This is a genomic window from Prevotella amnii CRIS 21A-A, from assembly GCF_000177355.1.
Classification (GTDB): domain Bacteria; phylum Bacteroidota; class Bacteroidia; order Bacteroidales; family Bacteroidaceae; genus Prevotella; species Prevotella amnii.
The window spans coordinates 68,943-89,723 of the sequence record NZ_ADFQ01000003.1 but is presented as its reverse complement, the minus strand read 5'-3'; the positions used below and the strand labels follow the sequence as shown (position 1 = coordinate 89,723).

Annotated in this window: 17 protein-coding genes; 14 read left to right on the top strand and 3 right to left on the bottom strand. The window is 38.3% G+C overall.

Annotated elements, in window-relative coordinates:
- The first annotated feature begins 7 nt into the window (after positions 1–7).
- The 13 genes from HMPREF9018_RS00380 (at position 8) to rodA (ending at position 16,323) form a co-directional block, all read left to right on the top strand.
- The gene (locus HMPREF9018_RS00380) at positions 8–1,339 is read left to right on the top strand and encodes an aspartate kinase (RefSeq protein ID WP_008446419.1); all 1,332 of its coding nucleotides are present in this window, start codon (positions 8–10) and stop codon (positions 1,337–1,339) included.
- Between the two features lie 150 nt (positions 1,340–1,489).
- Positions 1,490–2,662, top strand: coding sequence for a glycosyltransferase (locus HMPREF9018_RS00375; RefSeq protein WP_039863822.1), 1,173 nt, complete (start codon positions 1,490–1,492; stop codon positions 2,660–2,662).
- Entirely contained in the window at positions 2,659–3,816 is a 1,158-nt protein-coding gene (locus HMPREF9018_RS00370) for a glycosyltransferase family protein (RefSeq protein ID WP_232724619.1), read from the top strand. The genes HMPREF9018_RS00375 and HMPREF9018_RS00370 overlap by 4 nt, the downstream gene beginning before the upstream one ends.
- A 25-nt stretch (positions 3,817–3,841) precedes the next feature.
- Positions 3,842–5,857, top strand: a complete 2,016-nt coding sequence (locus HMPREF9018_RS00365) for a fructose-bisphosphatase class III (RefSeq protein WP_008446666.1) — start codon at positions 3,842–3,844, stop codon at positions 5,855–5,857.
- 158 nt (positions 5,858–6,015) lie between these two features.
- Complete coding sequence (locus HMPREF9018_RS00360) at positions 6,016–6,789, top strand: hypothetical protein (RefSeq protein WP_008446728.1); 774 nt, start codon at positions 6,016–6,018, stop codon at positions 6,787–6,789.
- Between the two features lie 378 nt (positions 6,790–7,167).
- A complete protein-coding gene (locus tag HMPREF9018_RS00355; RefSeq protein ID WP_008446560.1) occupies positions 7,168–8,184 on the top strand; it encodes a branched-chain amino acid aminotransferase in 1,017 nt (338 codons plus the stop codon).
- 107 nt (positions 8,185–8,291) lie between these two features.
- The gene (locus HMPREF9018_RS00350) at positions 8,292–9,542 is read left to right on the top strand and encodes an MFS transporter (protein ID WP_008446644.1); all 1,251 of its coding nucleotides are present in this window, start codon (positions 8,292–8,294) and stop codon (positions 9,540–9,542) included.
- 96 nt (positions 9,543–9,638) lie between these two features.
- Positions 9,639–10,232, top strand: a complete 594-nt coding sequence (locus HMPREF9018_RS00345; protein ID WP_008446693.1) for an MGS-like domain protein — start codon at positions 9,639–9,641, stop codon at positions 10,230–10,232.
- 40 nt (positions 10,233–10,272) lie between these two features.
- Positions 10,273–11,295 (top strand): rod shape-determining protein, encoded by a 1,023-nt coding sequence (locus HMPREF9018_RS00340; protein ID WP_008446511.1) that lies wholly within the window; start codon positions 10,273–10,275, stop codon positions 11,293–11,295.
- Between the two features lie 15 nt (positions 11,296–11,310).
- On the top strand, positions 11,311–12,198 hold the full coding sequence (mreC, locus tag HMPREF9018_RS00335; protein ID WP_008446521.1) for a rod shape-determining protein MreC: 888 nt from the start codon (positions 11,311–11,313) through the stop codon (positions 12,196–12,198).
- 5 nt (positions 12,199–12,203) lie between these two features.
- Positions 12,204–12,704 (top strand): rod shape-determining protein MreD, encoded by a 501-nt coding sequence (mreD, locus tag HMPREF9018_RS00330; RefSeq protein WP_008446710.1) that lies wholly within the window; start codon positions 12,204–12,206, stop codon positions 12,702–12,704.
- Positions 12,705–14,840: a penicillin-binding transpeptidase domain-containing protein gene (locus tag HMPREF9018_RS00325; protein WP_008446441.1), complete on the top strand. Its 2,136-nt coding sequence runs from the start codon at positions 12,705–12,707 to the stop codon at positions 14,838–14,840.
- A gap of 7 nt (positions 14,841–14,847) precedes the next feature.
- Positions 14,848–16,323 (top strand): rod shape-determining protein RodA, encoded by a 1,476-nt coding sequence (gene rodA / locus HMPREF9018_RS00320; protein ID WP_036854286.1) that lies wholly within the window; start codon positions 14,848–14,850, stop codon positions 16,321–16,323.
- Positions 16,324–16,597: 274 nt separating this feature from the next.
- On the opposite strand, the gene HMPREF9018_RS00315 is transcribed toward rodA, so the two are convergent.
- Positions 16,598–17,632 carry a YeiH family protein gene (locus HMPREF9018_RS00315; protein WP_008446432.1) on the bottom strand — a complete coding sequence of 345 codons (1,035 nt, stop codon included), beginning with the start codon at positions 17,630–17,632 and terminating at the stop codon, positions 16,598–16,600.
- An 804-nt stretch (positions 17,633–18,436) separates the two neighbouring features.
- Between HMPREF9018_RS00315 and HMPREF9018_RS11365 the strand changes: the two genes are divergently transcribed.
- A complete protein-coding gene (locus HMPREF9018_RS11365; protein ID WP_262498003.1) occupies positions 18,437–18,565 on the top strand; it encodes a hypothetical protein in 129 nt (42 codons plus the stop codon).
- A 134-nt stretch (positions 18,566–18,699) separates the two neighbouring features.
- Here the strand turns inward: HMPREF9018_RS11365 and HMPREF9018_RS00310 are convergent, their stop codons facing one another.
- Entirely contained in the window at positions 18,700–19,683 is a 984-nt protein-coding gene (locus tag HMPREF9018_RS00310) for a bifunctional methionine sulfoxide reductase B/A protein (RefSeq protein ID WP_008446662.1), read from the bottom strand.
- A gap of 109 nt (positions 19,684–19,792) precedes the next feature.
- Entirely contained in the window at positions 19,793–20,734 is a 942-nt protein-coding gene (gene trxB / locus HMPREF9018_RS00305) for a thioredoxin-disulfide reductase (RefSeq protein ID WP_008446479.1), read from the bottom strand.
- Positions 20,735–20,781: the final 47 nt, after the last annotated feature.

Here is a 20,781-nt window from a genome sequence, read left to right as displayed (position 1 = left end):
GAAGCGTATGAAGGTAATGAAGTTTGGTGGTACCTCAGTGGGAACACCTGAGAGAATGAAAAATGTAGCCACTTTAATAACTAAATCTGGTGAACCTACTTTTGTAGTGCTTTCTGCCATGAGTGGTACTACAAATACTCTTATAGAGATAGCTGACTATTTATATAAGAAAAATCCAGAGGCAGCAAATGAAATTATTAACAGCTTAGAAAGAAAATATATAGAACATCTTGATGAGCTTTATTCCACAGAAAAGTATAAATCGAAGACTAAAGAGCTTATCATAGATGAGTTTAACTATATACGATCTTTTACAAAAGACTTGTTTACCTCTTTTGAGCAAAAGGCTATTGTAGCACAAGGAGAATATCTTTCTACCAATATGGTGGTAAACTATCTTAAGGAGCAGGGCATAGAAGCTACACTTTTAAATGCTTTAGACTTTATGCGTACAGATAAGAACGATGAGCCTGACATTCATTTTATCAGGGAACATCTGACATCTATATTAGAAAAGCATAAAGGTCAGCAGATTTATATAACACAGGGCTTTGTGTGTAAGAATGCGTATAACGAAATAGATAATCTACAACGTGGAGGGTCTGACTATACTGCATCGCTTGTGGGAGCAGCTATTTATGCCGACGAGGTGCAGATATGGACAGATATAGACGGTATGCATAATAACGATCCTCGAGTGGTAGAACATACAGATGCTGTGCGCCAGCTATATTTTGAGGAAGCCTCAGAGCTTGCTTACTTTGGTGCTAAGATCTTACACCCCACTTGTATACAGCCAGCTAAGCAGGCAAATATCCCTGTTCGTTTAAAAAACACTATGGAGCCAGAGGCTGAAGGAACTATTATTAATAACACTTTGGTAAAGGATAAGATAAAAGCCATTGCTGCAAAAGATAATATCATAGCCATTAAGATAAAGTCGAGCAGAATGTTAGGAGCATCAGGCTTTTTACGTAAAGTGTTCGAAATCTTTGAAAGCTATCAAACTCCTATAGATATGTTAGCTACCAGTGAAGTGGGCTTGTCTATGACAATAGAGAATAATGCTCATCTGTCGGAAATAGTAGATGAGCTGAAGAAGTATGGCACTGTTACTTTAGATTATGATATGTGTATAGTTTGCGTGGTAGGCGATCTTAATTGTAATAATCTTAGCTTTAAGGCTTTAGCCACAGCAGCTTTAAAAAACATTCCTGTAAGAATGATAAGTTATGGCGGAAGCAATTATAATATATCTTTCCTTATTAAGGAGGAAGATAAGAAGAAGGCTTTACAATCTCTTTCAGACGAGTTGTTTTATTCCTCAAGCATAAGCTAAAATGATAAGGCAGGGGCTTTGTGGCTGATGTTGATGTGGTAGAAAGAATATGTGTTAAGATAATGAAAGAGTTAGTGTAAATAAAGTTTACCTTTGCTTGTCATTAAGTATATATAAGAGTTTGGTTATTTGAACGATATTTTATAAAAGATGTTGAATGTAGATATTCTAACTATTATAGTGTCTGTGGTTGTTCTTTTTTTAGCCTTGCTGACACCTTTTATAAACCCATTTTTTAGGAAAGTTAGTAATAAAAGGTTATCTAAAGACGAGAATAAGGCTAAGGGCTTAGCTTTAGAAGCTAAAGAGCTTTTACCCCCTATATCTGTTTTACTTACCCCTACGGATAATGCAGAGGTGCTATTACGTAATCTTCCTTTGTATCTTAATCAGGATTATCCGAGCAAATTTCAAGTTGTCGTTGTTATACAAGAGAAAGATAAAGAGACTGAAGATGTTTTAAAGCAGTTTGCTTGTGAAAATCTTTATATTACTTTTGTCCCTAATTCTTCACGCTATATGAGCAGGAAAAAACTTGCTATCACCTTAGGTGTTAAGGCAGCAAAGTATAACTGGATAGCTATGGTAGATGTTTCTTGTAAGCCTATGTCTGAAGAGTGGTTAAGGGAGCTTGCAGGAGGCATTACAGATGCTACAGACCTTGTGGTGGGCAATACTGAGTATGAAGAAAGTACAGCCGACTTTTTACGTTTTGAACGGCTTTATACAGCCCAATATCTCCAACGTGAATATGCTTTTTCTACACCTTATCGCTGTGAAGATAGTGCTTTGTTGTTTAAGAAAGATATGTTTTTGAGGAATGAAGGCTTTAGAGGAAACTTGAAATATCTTCGTGGAGAGTTCGATTTTCTGGTTAATAAATTTGCTACAAAAGGCAACCTTTCTTTTGTAAACAGTGAGGAAGGCACCTTAACAGAGCCTACACCAACAGAAAAGAGCTATCGTGATAAGCACCTTTTCTATATAGAAGATAGAAAGCATTTAGCAAGAAGTATAAGCCATAGGATATGGTTTAATATAGACCAATGGGCATTATACCTTAATTATATAGCTATTATAGCTGCTGGAATATTAGGTTGGCTTACAAACAGTAAGATAATCTTAGGGGCTGTTTTCTTATCACTTCTTATAACAATTATCTTGCGCTGTGTGATATTTAATAAAAGGAGTAAGTCGTTAGGGGTAATAATACCTGTGTGGAAGGTTATTCCTTATGAAATAATAATGGTATGGCACAAGCTAAAAGTTATCATTATGTATCGCCGTGCTAATAAATATGATTTCATCTCACATAAGCTATGATGAAAGTTTTACATTACGTTGAGAATATGAAACAGTTAGACCTTAGGTCGGACTGTATAAAAACATTGATAGAAGGTGAGAAGGAATATGTCGATATAGCTCTGGCAAAGAATTATACAGAGTTTGTAAAAATATTAGCAGAGCTAAACCCTGACATTGTTCATATACATTCTTGTTGGGATAAAACCACCTGTCGTTGTGCTAAAATAGCGTCAAAGAAAAATATCCCTATTGCCTTATCTTCTTATTGGAGCCTAAACTCTTTTGAAAGAAAGGAAGAGCAGCCTAAAGCAAAACTGTTAAAATCGTGGTTATATCTTGTTCCTTTAATAAAGAAGATAGATGCTTTTGTTATTGATGATGAGCAGGAAAAGGAAGCTATAGTAAGAAAAGGTTGGAGCAAGAGGATAGGGATCATTAAGTCGAGCGTACTAAATAGCGATATAAAAGCGGAGGAGACGGCAGAAGCGACTATTGTTTTCTATAAGAAAATAATCGACTCTGTGTACCAGTTTGCAATGTCAGAGCAGGAAAAGGACGCCGTAAAAAGCTTATTGACAGCAGGGTTATATAAAGAGCATTATAACAACCCTTTACCCGTTAATCAAACTCTTAGTTTGCGAAGTCTTAATAACGAGCAGTGGAAACGTATTTTTCTTTATGCAGATGATGAGGGCGTTAGAGATATTATAGACTATAGCATACAGCGTTTACAAATAGATGCCCCTGCTATAGATACGCAAGGCATAACAAGGTTTCCACTGTTAAAGCCAAAAAGCACACTAACCATAGAAGAATATAGAGGCAAACATAGTAAGAAGCTATATAAAAAGCTCTTTAAAGAAGAAGACTTATCTTGTGATACTATGTTAAAAGACATTGTTATAGCTTGTTATTATATGAAGCTGCTTTATAAGAAGAGGGCTATGAGCTTAAAGCATTTGTGCGACTTACATATCCTTTTAAAATATCACGATTATGATGAGGACCGCTTAAAAGAACTACTTAAAAAAGCACATCTGTATAAGTTTACGTGCTGCATGATTAAAGTTTTACAGCAGTTTACCCAGCTTGAAGAAGGATTTATGCCTTTACCTACACTCGATAATAGGACAACAAGGCAGATAGATAAAATATTTAATAAGCGAAAATAAATATAATTATATAATAACGATTATTATGACAAATAAATTATACGATTTACAAAAAGATGAGAAGTATTTGCAACTTCTCTCTCAAACCTTTCCTACTATTGCCGATGCTGCAACAGAGATAATCAATTTAGAGGCTATTATGAATTTGCCTAAGGGTACCGAACATTTCCTTGCAGATATTCATGGCGAATATGAGGCTTTTCAGCATGTATTGAAAAACGCCTCTGGTAATGTTAAAAGAAAGGTAAATGAGCTTTTTGGAGATACTTTGCGCACATCTGAGAAGAAAGACTTGTGTACGCTTATCTATTACCCAGAGCAGAAATTAGAGCTTGTTAAAAAAGAGGAAAAGGATATTAACGACTGGTATCATATTACTATATACCGCTTAGTGGAAGTTTGTCGTGATGTATCAAGTAAGTATACAAGGTCTAAAGTGCGTAAAACACTACCCATAGATTTTGCTTACATCATACAGGAACTGCTTCATGAAAACTCCGATGATAAGGATAAGACCGATTATATCAGTGCCATTATTTCTACTATTATTACTACGGGGCGTGCTGACGATTTCATTACTGCTATCTGTAAGGTTATACAGCGTTTAGTAATAGACCAGCTACATATATTGGGAGATGTTTACGACCGTGGACCAGGGGCACATATTGTAATGGATACATTAAAGAATTATCATAACTGGGACATTACATGGGGTAATCACGATGTCTTATGGATGGGGGCAGCAGCAGGTAATGCTGCCTGTATATGTAATGTAATACGTATAGCTCTGCGCTATGCTAACATGAGCACCATAGAAGATGGGTATGGCATTAACTTAATACATTTAGCTACCTTCGCTATGGACACATATAGCGACGACCCTTGTAAGGAATTTTATCCGAAAATCCTTGTAGAGGATAAGATAGATGAGCGTAATAAAACGTTGTTGGCACAAATGCATAAGGCTATTAGTATATTGCAATTTAAGATAGAATCGCAGCTCTTTGAGCGTTACCCCTTATGGAAAATGCAAGATAGAGAACTTTTAAAGCATATAGATTATAAAAAAGGCACTATCACCATAGAGGGGCATGTATATGATATGCGCTCATGCCACTTCCCTACTATAGACCCTAAAAATCCGAATGCGTTAACCTCAGAGGAACAAGTTCTTATAGATAAGTTGCAGCAGTCTTTTACAACGAGTGAGAGATTGCAAGAACATATACGCCAGCTGTTATTACATGGGCGTATGTATCGCATTATTAACAACAACCTTCTCTATCATGCTTCTATACCACTGACAAAAGAAGGAGAGCTTAAAGAGGTAGAGATCTATCCCGGACTAAAAGCTAAAGGCAGAGAGCTTCTTCATCATATAGGGGTTATAGTGCGTCGCGCTTTTCAGAAAGGGACAGAAAACGATGAAGGTATAGACCCACAATATGCTATCGACTTTTTTCTGTACCTATGGTGTGGAGCCGATAGCCCGCTTTTCGATAAGGCAAAGATGGCTACCTTTGAGCGTTATTTTATAGAAGATAAGGCCACGCATAAAGAGCCTAAAGGAGCTTATTTCACAATGCGCGATAAAGAGGAAATAGCCGATAAGATCTTAGACGAATTTGATGTGCCTAAGCCAAACAGACATATTATAAACGGTCATGTGCCTGTGCATGTAGCAAAAGGCGAAAATCCTATTAAGGCAGGAGGTAAACTCATGGTTATAGACGGAGGATTGTCTGAGGCTTATCATAAGGAAACGGGCATTGCAGGATATACCCTTGTGTTCCATTCGAGGGGGTTTCAGTTAGTGCAGCACGAGCCTTTTACCTCGGCAGAAGATGCTATTAAGCGAGGTACCGACATTGTGAGTACCACACAGATAGTGGAAATGAATCAGCGGCGTATCCGTGTAGCTGATACCGATAAGGGGGCAGAACTTCGTATGCAGATAAACGCCTTAAAAGAGCTATTGTACGCTTATCGTACAGGCTTCATTGCAGAGAAAGAGCGTAGAAATCCGCCTAAGAAATATTAACCGCATTCTGCGTGAGGATATATATGTTCTTATATAAGAAGATTTGCTTTTACGAAGATAAAAAATATATAAAAAAAGTTTTATATAAGAAAAAATATGTATCTTTGCAGCAGAGAATAGGAATTATATATTTATAAAATTACAAGAAAAAGATTATTATGAAAAAAAGATTATTTTTATTTTTTGCTATGAGCTTATTATGCTATACAGGGTTAAAGGCTCAAGGCGAGGATTTTAAACGTGGCGTTTTTGATAGAGTAGGAGTGCAGGTAAGTGCAGGTACAGAGGGTATAGGCTTTTCTGTAGCAAGTAATTATAAGAGCGTCTTAGAGCTTAGTCTTGGAGTAAACATAATACCGGGTATAAAAATAAGTAATAATTTTGATGTTGATAATACTGTTTCAGTAAATGATAAGAAATATACCTTTAGCAAAGGGGTAGAGGGAAAGATAGATTTTAAGCGTACTACCTTCGATCTTAAAGCCAATTATTATCCTTTTGGTGGAAATAGCTTGTTTTTTGTTGCAGCAGGTTTCTCTTTTGGTGGTGCTACTATAGCAGAGTTCACCGGGCATAGCGACGAGGTGAAAGAGCAAATAGCAAGCCACCCAGAGTTAGAAGGCAAGGTAGGTATAGAGCTTGGGAAAAACAAGATAAGTATTGATAATAATGGCGATGTTAAAGGCGAATTGCGTGTAAATAGCTTCCGTCCTTATTTAGGTTTAGGTTTTGGGCGTGCCATACCAAAGCACAGAGTAGGTGTTCGCTTTGAATTAGGCTGCCAGTTTATGGGCAAGCTAAAGGTTTACCAGAACGGCTCTGAGCTTAATATTGACGATTTGTCAAAAGATACTAAAGAGGTATCTAATATAGTAGATAAGTTAAAGTTTTATCCAGTTTTAAAGTTGGGCGTAACTACTCGCATTCTTTAAGCATGGAGGTCTGAAAGAGCCTTGTAACACTCTATAATGTAGAGAGTTACGAAAGGTAATCTTTTAGTGAGTAAAACATCATCTTTTCCTTGTGAAAAGGTGATGTTTTTTATAGCAAAAGTTGATGTTTAGTAATAGTAACGATTATCAAGGGGTTTTTTATAGTTTTTTCTTTGTGTTTTAATTCTGCCGTGAGGTATATGAAACTTTCATTTTGCACACATTTAAGCAAAGCGTGCAGGTATGTGTGTAAATTGTATAATTAAAAAATATATTACATAAATAAGTTTACTTTTAGTCCTAAAAGGTTGCTTACTATAGGTATTTTGTTTAACTTTGTCTTAAACTATTTAAAAGGTATTAAAACGCGATTTTTTTATGAAAAATTTGGATTGGTCTGGTTTATCATTTGGTTATGTTCCAACAGACTATAATGTCCGCTGCTATTATCGCAATGGCAAGTGGGGCGAAATAGAAATAAGTTCAGATGAATATTTAAAGCTTCATATGGCAGCAACGTGCTTGCATTATGGGCAAGAGGCTTTTGAGGGTTTGAAGGCTTATCGTTGTCCTGACGGTAAAGTGCGTCTGTTTCGTGCAGAAGAGAATGCCGCTCGTTTGCAGCAAACGTGTAGAGGTATTGTTATGCCTGAGGTTCCTACAGATCTTTTTATAGAGATGGCAGAGAAGGTTGTTAGGCTTAATCAAGCATATATCCCGCCATACGAGAGTGGTGCATCGCTTTATCTTCGTCCTTTGCTCATAGGTACAAGTGCTAATGTAGGTGTCAAGCCTTCAAAGGAGTATTTGTTTCTTATTTTTGCAACCCCAGTGGGTCCTTATTTTAAGGGAGGCTTTGTGTCTAATCCGTATGTTATAGAGCGTAGGTTCGACCGTGCAGCTCCTCTCGGCACAGGTAAATATAAGGTGGGTGGTAACTATGCTGCTTCGCTTAAAGCAAATAAGCTGGCTCACGAGAAGGGTTATGTTTCTGAGTTTTATTTAGATTCTAAGGAGAAGAAATATGTCGATGAGTGTGGTGCAGCTAATTTTTTTGGTATTAAGAATAATACTTACGTTACACCAAAGTCGAGCTCTATCCTTCCCTCTATTACTAATAAGAGCTTGATGCAGATAGCAGAAGATCTTGGTATGAAGGTGGAGTGTCGTCCTATCTTGGAAGAGGAGCTCGATACTTTCGAAGAGGCAGGAGCTTGTGGCACGGCTGCAGTCATCTCGCCTATATCCCATTTAGACGATATAGAAACGGGTAAGGTGTATAGCTATGGTGATAAGCCGGGAGCTTGGTCTACAAAGCTATACGAGACACTTCGTGGCATACAGTATGGCACTGTAGCCGATAAGCATGGCTGGACAAGGGTAGTTATAGATTAATGAGTTTTTACTCTTAGTAAGGGATAAAGGTCTTATATGGTGATATAGATATAATAATATCTTTAGCAAGATGTTATCATCTGTATTTATTTAAAATAGTATAACCATTGAAAACAAATAAGGAAATAACCCCTTGGTCGTGGGTATCATCTTTATATTTTGCAGAGGGCTTGCCTTATGCTGCTGTTACTCTCGTTTCGTTAGTGTTTTATCAGCAGATGGGTCTGAGCGATGCGGAAACTACTTTTTATACATCTTGGTTTTATCTTCCTTGGGTGGTAAAACCTTTATGGAGTCCTTTTTTAGATCTTATAAAGACTAAGCGTTGGTGGGTACTTGCCATGCAGATGTTGTTAGGAGCAGCATTTGCAGGCGTTGCCTTTACCATAAACACTTCTTATTGGTTACAGGGTACGATATGTTTCTTTTGGCTTCTTACCTTTACCAGTGCTACACACGATGTGGGTGCTGATGGCTTTTATATGCTTGGGCTTACAGAGCAGCAGCAGGCTTATTTTGTAGGTATTCGTTCTACCTTTTACCGCATTTCCCTCATCATAGGCAAAGGGGGCTTAGTAGCATTGGCTGGCTTCTTGCAAGCATATATGAAGGTACAGCTCTCGTGGTCGTTAGTGTTTTATGGTTTGGCAGGTCTTTTTATAGGGCTTAGTGTTTACCATAAGTTAGTATTGCCTAATGTAGAGAGAAAGGCAGAGCATAAGAGCTTGTCAGTATCTTACTTGTTTAGCGAGTTTGTGTCCACTTTTGTTAGCTTTTTCAAGAAGAAGCAAATATTAATGGCAATAGCTTTTATGCTACTTTTTCGCCTTCCAGAGGCATTACTTAACCCTATAGGACCATTGTTTTTGCGCGCAGATATATCTAAAGGTGGCTTGGCTTTGTCTTTAGAATCCTTTGGATTGGTAAATGGTATAGTGGGTGTGGTTGGCTTGTTGGGCGGTGGCATCTTAGGAGGTTTGGCAGCAAGCAGAGATGGTCTTCGTAAGTGGTTATGGCCTATGACACTTGCTATCACCTTACCTAATCTGGCTTACGTTTATCTGGGCTTTGCTATGCCTAAGAGTATTTTTCTTATCTCGCTTGCAGTGTTTATAGAAAATGCGGGTTATGGCTTTGGTTTTAGTGCTTATATGCTCTTTATGTTATATTTTAGCCAGGGTGAGCATAAGACGAGCCATTATGCTCTTTGTACGGGTTTTATGGCGTTGTCTATGATGCTTCCAGGTCTTTTTGCAGGTGCTTTAGCAGAGGCTTTAGGGTATAAGGTGTTTTTTGTATTGGTAATGGTGTCGTGTCTGTTTCCTTTCTTAATAGCAAAGAAGGTAAAAATAGAATAATATCTTAGTGTTCTGCTTTTTTTTATATGAAAAAATGCTTGTTTCCTCATGTGAATTATTAACTTTGCATATTAAATCCATAAAAGAATTTATATAATGTCTGGAACAAAGGAGATTAAAACCGCTTTAGTTTCGGTTTATCACAAAGATGGCCTTGAAGATGTGCTTGCTAAGTTGAACGAAAAAGGTGTTAAGTTTCTTAGTACAGGAGGCACTCACTCTTTCATAGAAGGGTTAGGTTATAAGTGTCAGAAGGTGGAGGAGGTAACCTCTTATCCTTCTATCTTAGGAGGTAGGGTGAAAACTCTTCACCCACGTATTTTTGGAGGTATATTGGCTCGTCGTGAAAATGAGAGCGACCTTGCCCAAATGAAGGAGTATGAAATACCTGCTATCGACTTGGTGATAGTAGATCTTTACCCTTTTGAGCAAACGGTGTTAAGTGGTGCTTCTGAGCAAGATATTATCGAGAAGATAGATATTGGCGGTATTTCTTTAATCCGTGCAGGTGCTAAGAATTTTAAAGATGTTGTGATAGTGCCCAGTAAGGCAGAATATCCGGTATTGTTGCAGATACTTAACACAAAGGGCGCGCAGACCGATTTAGACGATCGTAAGACCTTTGCCGAGCGTGCTTTTGCCGTTAGTAGCAGTTATGACACAGCCATTCATGAATGGTTTGCTAAATAAGAAAAAACGATATTAATATAAAAATAAAATAAAAAAATTAATGGGATTGTTTTCATTTATCCAAGAAATAGCAATGGATCTTGGAACAGCAAATACCATCATTATTAGTGATGATAAAATAGTTGTTGATGAGCCATCTGTAGTAGCTCTTGATCGTCGCACTGATAAGATGATAGCAGTGGGTGGCGATGCTAAGATGATGTATGAAAAGGAGCATCCGAACATTCGTACCATTCGTCCGCTTCGTGATGGTGTTATAGCCGATTTTTCTGCTTGCGAGAAAATGATACGTGGGCTTATAAAGATGGTGCATAGTGGTAACCGTTTCTTTTCGCCATCATTGCGTATGGTTATAGGTGTGCCTTCAGGCTCTACTGAGGTGGAGCTTCGTGCCGTTCGCGATTCTGCCGAGCGTGCCGATGGGCGTGATGTTTATCTGATTTTTGAGCCTATGGCAGCTGCTTTAGGTATGGGGCTTGACGTAGAGGCTCCAGAGGGTAACATGATAGTAGATATAGGCGGTGGTAGTACCGAGATAGCTGTTATTTCTTTAGGTGGTATAGTTTGTAACAATTCTATCCGTGTGGCAGGCGATGAGCTGACAGCAGACATTCAGGAGTATATGAGCAGGCAGCATAATGTAAAGGTTTCTGAGCGTATGGCAGAGCGTATAAAGCTGCATGTAGGCTCTGCTTTGACCGATCTTGGCGAAGAGGCTCCTGAGGATTATGTTGTTCATGGTCCTAATCGTATTACTGCCTTGCCTATGGAGGTACCTGTATGTTATCAGGAGATAGCTCATTGCTTAGATAAGACGGTAGCAAAGATAGAGAACGCCGTGCTTTCTGCTTTAGAAAGTACTCCGCCAGAGCTTTATGCCGACATAGTAAAGAACGGCATTTATTTAAGTGGTGGTGGTGCTTTATTGCGTGGCATTGATAGTCGTCTTACAGAGAAGATAAATATTCCTTTCCATATAGCTGAAGATCCTTTACACAGTGTGGCAAAGGGAGCAGGTATAGCATTAAAGAATGTAGATCGTTTCTCATTTCTTATGAGATAAGCTATTGTAGCATAGATGCACAACCTCATAGAGTTTCTTGCTAAGTATAGGCATTGGTTTTTGTTTGTAGTGTTAGAGGTGTTTAGCCTAATACTACTGTTTCGTTTTAACGATTATCAGGGCAGTGTATGGTTTACTACGGCAAATTATATTAGCGGAACAGTGTATGAAGTAAGCTCAAAGATAAGCTCTTTCTTTACATTAACAAAGGTAAACGAAGGTCTTACACGTCGTAACCTCTTGCTTGAGCAGGAGAATAAGGAATTGTATGCTAAGCTATACGATAAAACAAAAGATACTGCCTATCTTAAACGTGGGCAGTATCGTTTCCTTACAAAGTATAAGATGATACTTGCTAAGGTAGTAGACAATTCTCTTACCAAGACAGACAATTTCATTACTATCAACAAAGGTACTTCAGATGGTGTACACAAAGATATGGGTGTGGCTTGTGGTAATGGTGTAGTAGGTGTTGTATATCTTGCAGGAAGCCATTATTCGGTATTGATACCAGTGCTAAACTCAAAGTCGAATATAAGTTGTTCCATTCAGGGTCGTAATTACTTTGGTTATTTACATTGGCGAGGTGGTGCAAGCGATATAGCTTATCTTGACGATGTGCCACGCCATGCTAAGTTTAATCTTGGCGACAGAGTGGTTACAAGTGGTTATTCTTCTATTTTCCCTGCTGGCATTTTGGTGGGTAAGATAAAGCATGTATACAATTCAGAAGATGGCTTATCTTATAGGTTAGCTATAAAGCTATCTACCGACTTTGGTAACCTGCGTGATGTCTGTGTGCTTGATGATGCTTCTATAAAAGAGAGGTTAGAGGTAATGCAGGCTGCTATAGACTCTATAAAGCCTCTCGAAAGACAAGGTACTACACAAAAGACAAACTAAGGATAATGGATGTAGAGTTTTTTAAAAAGTTAGGTTGGTTTGTTTTACTAATCCTTTTACAGGTGTTTGTGCTTAATCACGTTCACCTCTTTGGTATAGCTACACCATTATTATACGTTTACTTTATAATACAGTTTCGTCGTAATTATCCTCGTTGGGGCATGATGTTATGGTCGTTTTTCATGGGGTTGTTTATAGATATCTTTTCTAATACTCCGGGTATATCTTCCTTTTCGCTTACCCTGGTGAGTGCCATTCAGCCTTTTGTCTTGATGCCTTTTCTTCCTCGTGAAAGCTCTGAAGCGTTGCTACCCGGCATGGATACGTTAGGACTGGGCAACTATGCTTTGTTTGCTTTCTTTATGAGTCTTGTTTATAACGTAGTATTCTTTTCGCTTGATATGTTTTCTTTCTTTAATTTTTTAGCGTGGGGAGCATATATATTAAGTAGCACGCTGCTTACTACGGTGTTAATTCTTGTAATAGAGAATGTAAGAAGGCAGTAGATGAAAAATTATGATTTTGAAAAGCGCAGATTAGTATTAAGCGCGGTAGCTATAGGTATTGTGGTAGCTTTCATAATGCGCCTTTTTACTCTTCAGATAGCCAGTGATGACTATAGGAAGAGTGCCGACTCTAATGCCTTTCTAAAAAAGATAGAATATCCCTCACGAGGCATTATAACAGACCGTAATGGTAAGCTGCTCGTTTATAATCAGCCTGCTTACGATGTTATGGTGGTGATGAACGAAGAGAAAGGACATATAGACACTCTCGACTTTTGTAAATCGCTTAATATCACAAAGGATTTTTTCATTCAGCGTATGAAAGATATTAAGGATCGCAGCAAAAATCCGGGCTATTCGCGCTTTACTCAACAGCTCTTTATGGGTCAATTAAAAGATAAAGAGTTTAGTGCTTTTCAAGAGCGTTTATATCGTTTCCCAGGTTTTTATGTCCAGAAGCGTAGTGTGCGTGAGTATCAACAGCCTATAGGAGCACATTTGCTGGGCGATGTAGCAGAGGTAAGTCAGGCAGATATAGAGAAAGATAGTTATTATCAGCCCGGCGACTATATAGGAAAGATGGGTGTAGAGCGTGAATATGAAAAAGATTTGCGTGGTCAGAAGGGTGTGCAGATACTATTGCGCGATGCTCACGGCCAGATACAAGGTCGTTATCAGAATGGCAAATTCGATCAAAAGCCTAAGCCCGGTAGAGATATACAGTTAGGTTTAGATGCTTCTCTTCAGCAGCTTGGAGAACGTTTGATGGAAGGCAAGTTAGGAGCTATTGTAGCTATAGAGCCTAAGACGGGACAGGTGCTTGCTATGGTGTCATCGCCAACCTTTGATCCGCGCCAGATGATAGGAAAGATGCGTGGTAAAACACAGCATGAGCTAATGCTTGACCCTGCAAAGCCTTTGCTCAATCGTGCCATTATGGGGCAGTATCCTCCAGGGTCTACCTTTAAGACAGGGCAAGCAGTAACCTTTTATACCGAAGGTATCATTTCCGATTCTACACGTTATGCGTGCCATCATGGCTTTTATTTTAAAGGTCTTCATCTTGGCTGTCATGCTCATGCCTCACCTTTATCTTTAGTACCAGCAATAGGAACATCATGTAATGCTTATTTTTGTTGGGGCTTATATCACATGCTCTCTAACCGTAGGCGATATAAAAGTCTTGACGAGGCTATGACGGTATGGCGAAACTATATGGTGTCAATGGGCTTTGGGTATAAGCTGGGAATAGACTTACCGGGCGAAAAGCGTGGAATGATACCAAATGCACAGTTTTACGACCATGCTTTAGGCAGGTGGAACCCCTTATCGGTAATATCAATATCTATCGGTCAGGGCGAGGTTAATCTTACCCCTCTTCAGATAGCTAACCTTGGTGCGACGATAGCTAATCGTGGTTACTTTATTACGCCGCATGTAGTTAGAAAGATACAGGGTAGGAAGATAGATAAAAAATATATTAAGCATCATCGCACAATGGGCAGTGTGAGGGCTTATGAGAGGGTAGTAGCTGGTATGGTGCGCTCGGTGTATGATGGTACTTGTGCAGGAGCCCCCCATCCGGGTTATTCCTTAGCAGGAAAAACGGGTACTGCCCAGAACCGTGGTAAGGACCATTCTGTCTTTATGGGTTTTGCTCCTGTGGAGAAACCTAAAATAGCTATTGCGGTATATGTGGAAAATGGTGGTTTTGGAGCTGTCTATGGTGTGCCTATAGGGTCATTAATGATAGAGCAATATCTTAACGGGAAACTTACTCCTGGCGATATGGCTAAGGCATACCAGATACAAAAGAGACATATATCTTATTCCTTTAAACGACCGCTTACAAAGGCAGATTCGCTTCGTATAGACTCTATTAAGCGGGTTACACAAATAAAAGATTCTATCAGACATATTAATGAAATGAAAATGATAGAAGAGATACAGCAGGCAAAAGCTGAAAAGGCTCGCCTTGATGCTCAGAAAAAAGAAAAGAATAAGCCACAGCTCCCTAACGATCCTATTATTCGTCCAGAGACAGATGATAATATAGGTAGAGGAAAGAGCGAAAAAGATAATGATAACGACAAGAAGGATAAGAATCCTTCTGATGAAGAAAAATATAAAAAATAAATATATCGTGCCAAGTAATTATTCTGCCGACAAACAGCCCGGAGTACTTCGCTCCTTAGATTGGTGGACAATATGTATATATATTGCCCTCCTTATATTTGGCTGGATAAGTGTGTGTGGTGCGAGCTACACTTATGGTGATACCGAAATATTTTCGCTTTCTACGCGTTCTGGAATGCAGGTTATTTGGATAGGTACTTCCATTTGTCTTGGTTTTGTTCTTCTTATGATGAACGATCGCTTCTTTGACACCTTTGCTTATATTGTCTATGGGCTATTAGTGTTATTGCTTTTTGCCACTATCTTTAATCCTCATAGCATAAAAGGCTCACGATCGTGGCTTGTCTTAGGACCATTACGACTGCAGCCAGCTGAGTTTGCTAAGTTTGCTACGGCATTAGCAATAGCAAAATTTATGTCTGTCTATGGCTTTACTATGAGTAACAGGAAACATCTTATGATAGCTTGCGGACTTGTTTTCCTTCCAATGCTTTGCATCATAGGACAGCGTGAGACAGGCTCTGCCTTAGTGTATCTCTCTTTCTTTTTTATGTTTTATCGTGAAGGTATGCCCGGTGCTTTTCTCTTCACAGGTCTATCTATGATAATATATTTTGTGGTAGGTATAAAATATGAAAACGTGATGTTATGGGATATGCCTACTTCGGTGGGTAAGTTTGTAGTGTTGTTACTTGTACAACTCTTTTCTATTTCTATGATATGGGTGTATTTAGGCGATAAAAAGAAGACGAAACGTTTGTTGATATATATGTTTTCTATTACCTTAATAGCGGTGTTGTTCTCAGAGTTCGTCATACCATTCGATGTTGTTTGGGTGCAACTTATCTTTTCAGCCTTTATTATAGGATATTTTATTTATAATGGTCTTAATTCCCGTTTCCCACATTATTTTTATATATCGCTTTTTGCCATAGGGTCAATAGTGTTTTTTTATTCGGCTGATTATGTTCTTAACAATGTTATGCAGCCTCATCAGCGTGTTCGTATAAATGTGCTTTTGGGCTTAGATGAAGACTTGGCGGGGGCAGGATATAATGTGCATCAAAGTGAGATAGCTATAGGGTCAGGAGGTTTGCGAGGTAAAGGATTTCTGAATGGCACACAAACAAAGCTTAAATTTGTACCCGAACAAGATACCGACTTTATCTTTTGTACAGTAGGAGAAGAAGAAGGCTTCCTTGGTTCGGCATCTGTATTGGTATTGTTTTGCTGCCTTATATTGCGTATAATGCATGTTGCGGAGCGGCAAACATTTAAGTTTGGGCGTATTTATGGATATTGTGTGGCAGGAATATTCTTTTTTCACCTATTTATAAATGTAGGAATGGTACTCGGACTAACTCCCGTTATAGGCATTCCTCTGCCTTTCTTTAGCTATGGCGGGTCTTCGTTATGGGGCTTTACCATACTTTTATTTATATTTTTACGTATAGATGCAGGGCGAAACCTTATAAGACAATAGCACATATAAAGCGCAGGAACTTTTATAGATATATAACCTTATACGCCTTATCTTTATGAGCTTGGGTTGATATGTTTTAGTGGTATATAAGTCATAGTTTTTAGTATATTCTAAAAACAGTGTTAATAACATAGTAAAGGCAGACTTTATGAAAGCACGCAAAGGCGTAGCTAAGAGAAAGTCTGCCTAATATCTAAAAGGGGAAAAGATATTTTTCAATAGAAATAAATATTATGCCCCGTTTGAAAAAATATTACTCTATATTATAATGTCATTATATAAGCGTGGGTACTATGAACTTTACTAAAAAGTATCCACCCACCAATAGCCAGCAGTAAAGGATAGCTGCTAAAAGGAAAGGCTTAAATCCTGCTTTTTTAAATTTGTCAATACTTGTCTCGGCACCAAGAGCCGTCATTGCCATGGTAAGAAGGAAGACATCAATGGTCTGTATAAATTCTACTAAGCCTTTGGGTAATAAGTTAAGACTATTAAAGCAGATTACTAATAAAAACAATATTGCAAACCAAGGAATGTTTACCTTACCTTTACCACCTTCACTGTTTGTTTTATTTGTTCTTGCTGCCATCCAGCTTAATACAAGCACTACAGGAACAAGCATCATAACACGGATCATCTTTACTATGATAGCACTACTTGCTACATCTGCACCCATGGCATTACCAGCACCTACCACATGAGCTACTTCGTGTACCGTGCTACCTGTAAAGATACCCATTTCGCCAGCAGGCAGATTACATATTCCAGCACGATAAAGGATAGGATATAAAAACATAGATAGCGTACCGAAGATAACTACGGTTGCCACAGCTACTGCAGTCTTGTAAGGCTTTGTGCGTATAGCCGACTCAGCTCCTAACACTGCTGCAGCTCCACAGATACCAGAGCCTACAGAGGTGAGAAGAGCAATGTCCTTATCCATTTTTAGCAATTTACCTATAAACATACCACCACAAATGGTTACTACTACTATGATGGCATCTATGATTATGGCAGGTAACCCTACCGCAGTGATGTCCTGAAAGGTAAGCTTAAAGCCATATAGTATAATGCCGAAACGAAGTATGCGTTTAGAGGTGAATACTATACCAGGTATCCATGTAGAAGGTAAGTTACAATGTAAGGTGTTAGCATAGATCATACCAAGGATAATACCTATGATCATAGGTGAGAAGGATATAGCTTTTGCCCAGCTCATATCGCCAAAATAAAATGATGCACAAGCAAAGAGTGCCATAAATAGTACACCTTGAAGCATGCTGCTCCGTTCTTTTGATAATCTTTTCATTTTCTTCTTTTATACGTTAACTGCACTATCAGAGCGGATATAATCTCTATCTATGAGAGGCAGCATAAATTAAAAATTGTCGCCTGCAAAGGTACTAAGATAAAGTATAAACAACGAATACCATATTGCTAAACTTAGGTGGAAAAGATGGAGAAAAGCCTATTTAGAAAATGGAAATGTTTTAACATATCATATTAACATTAATATTATGTATAGCAGTTTTATATGTATATAATATGTGTTACTGTGGTATGTTTTTAAGCTAAATAGCATTTTAAGGGCTTATTTATACAAAAAAAAACGATACTTATTGTTTAAATAAGCATCGCCTTAACTTGTATTCATTCGCCAAAGAGGTGAATGTGCTATTGGAAATAAATATCAATAGGGGGGATTGTTAGTCGAGATTAATCTTTCTCGAAACAATTAAAATTTCAGCAACTGTTGCTGCAACAATGGTGAAAATACCAAAAATAGTCATCATAATTTTCCTTTCTTCTTTTGTGTAAGACCCCTTTGGTCTTACGGGTTATTAATTACTCGATAATATTACGTCTACAAAGGTACGAAAAAAAGCTCTAATGCCGCTTGTTTATAGTAAGTAAAAGAAGATAAATATGCCTTTGTTGATACATATCAATGATATTGCCGTAAGTCAAGAAAACAGTGTGCAGCTATAATATTATGGAGCAAACTTTGAGTTATAATATCCTTTAAATGTAACTTTGCAGCATTTCCGAAAGGAAACAGTTTTGCAATGAAAGCAAAACTATGTTTTTAAGTTTAATAATAAAGACAATAGAAATGAGTAAGTTGATTTCAGCAAACAAGGAAAGTGAAAGTAATGTTAGTGCTCGTATAGAGATGATGAGGCAGGCTCGCCGTGAGATGATAGATAAAAAGCGGCAAAGCAAGTTAATAACAGCATATTGATTTAATTATAGAGGGATCATCTCAAAGGCTATTATTCCTTATGATGATCCCTCTTTTTTTTATTTCGTTTTTATATAGCTCCTATATTACATAGTAGGGTATAGGTGCTTTTCTTCTTTTAGTTTTGTTATTTCTTATTTCTTTTCTTTTGCCTTTTTGGCATATTCAAATAAGGTTTGTGGCAGATGACAATATCCATTAGGGTTTTTCAAAAGATAGTCCTGATGATATTCTTCAGCTTTGTAGAAGTTTTTTAAAGGTAATCGTTCTACGGCAAGAGGCTTACCAATGGCTTTTTCCTCAAAGCTAAAGACCTTGTCTATTATGGCTTTATCCGCATTGTCGGTATAATATACTCCTGTGCGATATTGTGTGCCATGGTCGTTTCCTTGCTTATTGATGCTTGTAGGATCTATGGCTTTAAAGAATAGTTTTATTAAAAATTCCAAACTTATTTTCTTAGGGTCGTATGTTATATGTACTGCTTCAGCATAGCCAGAGCGGTCGGTACATACGTCTTCGTAAGTAGGGTTAGGAGTGTTACCATTGGCATAGCCCACTTCTGTAGCCACTACTCCGTCTATAAGCTGTAAGTAATGTTCTGTTCCCCAGAAGCATCCACCTGCTACATATATTTCTTTCATAGGTTTTAATAATTTTATGTATGCACCATATCCTTCGCGTTTCATATCCTTAATGGGTATGAAGCGAAGTGATGCACTGTTAATACAATATCTTAAGCCTCCTTTTTCTATAGGTCCATCATCGAAGACATGCCCAAGGTGGGCATTGCCTGTTCGGCTTTTCACCTCAGTTCTTGTCATTCCAAACGATTTATCGGTATTTTCTACGAGGAGTTTCTTATCTATAGGCTTGCTAAAGGCTGGCCATCCGCAGCCTGAATCATATTTGTCTGTAGATAGAAATAAAGGTTCTCCTGTAGTAATATCGACATAGATACCTGGTCGAAACTCTTTATCGTATTTGTTGGTAAAGGGCTTTTCGGTAGCAGCTTTCTGCGTAACAGCATACTGCTCTGCAGTAAGGCGAGCCTTGAGCTCGGCATTGGTGGCTTTTCTAAAAGTAGTCTTCTGAGGCTTAATAGTGCCAGTAGTCATAACGGTATTAATATTTTTACCTTTCTTAGTAGTGCTTTGACATGCACTTGATAAGGTGAAACTTATTAAGAAAAGGAGTAATGAAAATTTCATAACAAGCAATAAGAGGTTATTTGTTTTTAAGCGATTGTAAAAATTTATCAGCCTCAATAGCTGCCATAGCTCCTGTGGCTGCAGCTATAACCCCCTGCCTATAAATAGGATCGGCTACATCTCCTGCAGCATATACTCCATCTATAGATGTAGCTGCAGAGAAGCCTTTTGTTAGGATAAATCCATGTTCGTCCATATCTATTTGACCTTTGAAGAGGCTTGTGTTAGGGCTATGCCCAATGGCGAGGAAGAAGCCGTCTATAGGCAAATCGAATTTTTCTTCATTTGTCTGCCCTTTGAAGCGAACGAGATGTGCTCCTTCTACACCGTCTTGTCCAAATAGTCCTACGGTGTTGGTGTTATAAAGTATCTCTATGTTATCTTGTTCTTCCACGCGGCGACGCATAATGTTTGAGGCACGAAGATAGTCTTTGCGTACAATCATGTATACTTTTTTAGCTAATCCAGATAAGTACATGGCTTCTTCGCAAGCGGTGTCTCCTCCACCTACAACAGCTACGGTGCGTTTACGATAGAAAAAGCCATCGCAAGTAGCACAAGCACTTACGCCTTGTCCGCGATATTTCTCTTCATCAGGTAGACCAAGATATTTAGCAGATGCACCAGTGGCAATAATTATTGTTTGTGCTTCTATTTCTTTACCTCGTTCATCTTTAGCTATAAACGGGCGTTTACTGAGGTCTACTTCTACTATAGACCCCGAACGCACCTCTGTGCCAAAATATTGTGCTTGTTGTTTCATTTCAGCCATTAGCTTATTAGCGTCAATGCCTTCATGAAAACCAGGAAAGTTTTCTATCACTGTGGTAGTGGTGAGCTGTCCTCCTGGCTGTAATCCTTCATAAAGGACAGGCTTATGATTAGCTCTACTAGCATAAATTGCTGCTGTATATCCTGCAGGTCCACTGCCAAGGATTAAAGTTTGTATCTTTTCCATATTGTTTGTTTTTATTTTGTTTGCCCACTAAGGTACGGTTATTAATT

Coding starts and splice junctions, on each gene's coding strand:
- trxB (WP_008446479.1), bottom strand. CDS start 20,734: ATGGAAAAGATACAAACTTTAATCCTTGGCAGTGGACCTGCAGGATAT.
- HMPREF9018_RS00355 (WP_008446560.1), top strand. CDS start 7,168: ATGAAAAATTTGGATTGGTCTGGTTTATCATTTGGTTATGTTCCAACA.
- mreC (WP_008446521.1), top strand. CDS start 11,311: ATGCACAACCTCATAGAGTTTCTTGCTAAGTATAGGCATTGGTTTTTG.
- HMPREF9018_RS00345 (WP_008446693.1), top strand. CDS start 9,639: ATGTCTGGAACAAAGGAGATTAAAACCGCTTTAGTTTCGGTTTATCAC.
- HMPREF9018_RS00375 (WP_039863822.1), top strand. CDS start 1,490: ATGTTGAATGTAGATATTCTAACTATTATAGTGTCTGTGGTTGTTCTT.
- HMPREF9018_RS00360 (WP_008446728.1), top strand. CDS start 6,016: ATGAAAAAAAGATTATTTTTATTTTTTGCTATGAGCTTATTATGCTAT.
- HMPREF9018_RS00340 (WP_008446511.1), top strand. CDS start 10,273: ATGGGATTGTTTTCATTTATCCAAGAAATAGCAATGGATCTTGGAACA.
- HMPREF9018_RS00325 (WP_008446441.1), top strand. CDS start 12,705: ATGAAAAATTATGATTTTGAAAAGCGCAGATTAGTATTAAGCGCGGTA.
- HMPREF9018_RS11365 (WP_262498003.1), top strand. CDS start 18,437: ATGAGTAAGTTGATTTCAGCAAACAAGGAAAGTGAAAGTAATGTTAGT.
- HMPREF9018_RS00380 (WP_008446419.1), top strand. CDS start 8: ATGAAGGTAATGAAGTTTGGTGGTACCTCAGTGGGAACACCTGAGAGA.
- mreD (WP_008446710.1), top strand. CDS start 12,204: ATGGATGTAGAGTTTTTTAAAAAGTTAGGTTGGTTTGTTTTACTAATC.
- HMPREF9018_RS00370 (WP_232724619.1), top strand. CDS start 2,659: ATGATGAAAGTTTTACATTACGTTGAGAATATGAAACAGTTAGACCTT.
- HMPREF9018_RS00365 (WP_008446666.1), top strand. CDS start 3,842: ATGACAAATAAATTATACGATTTACAAAAAGATGAGAAGTATTTGCAA.
- HMPREF9018_RS00310 (WP_008446662.1), bottom strand. CDS start 19,683: ATGACTACTGGCACTATTAAGCCTCAGAAGACTACTTTTAGAAAAGCC.
- HMPREF9018_RS00315 (WP_008446432.1), bottom strand. CDS start 17,632: ATGAAAAGATTATCAAAAGAACGGAGCAGCATGCTTCAAGGTGTACTA.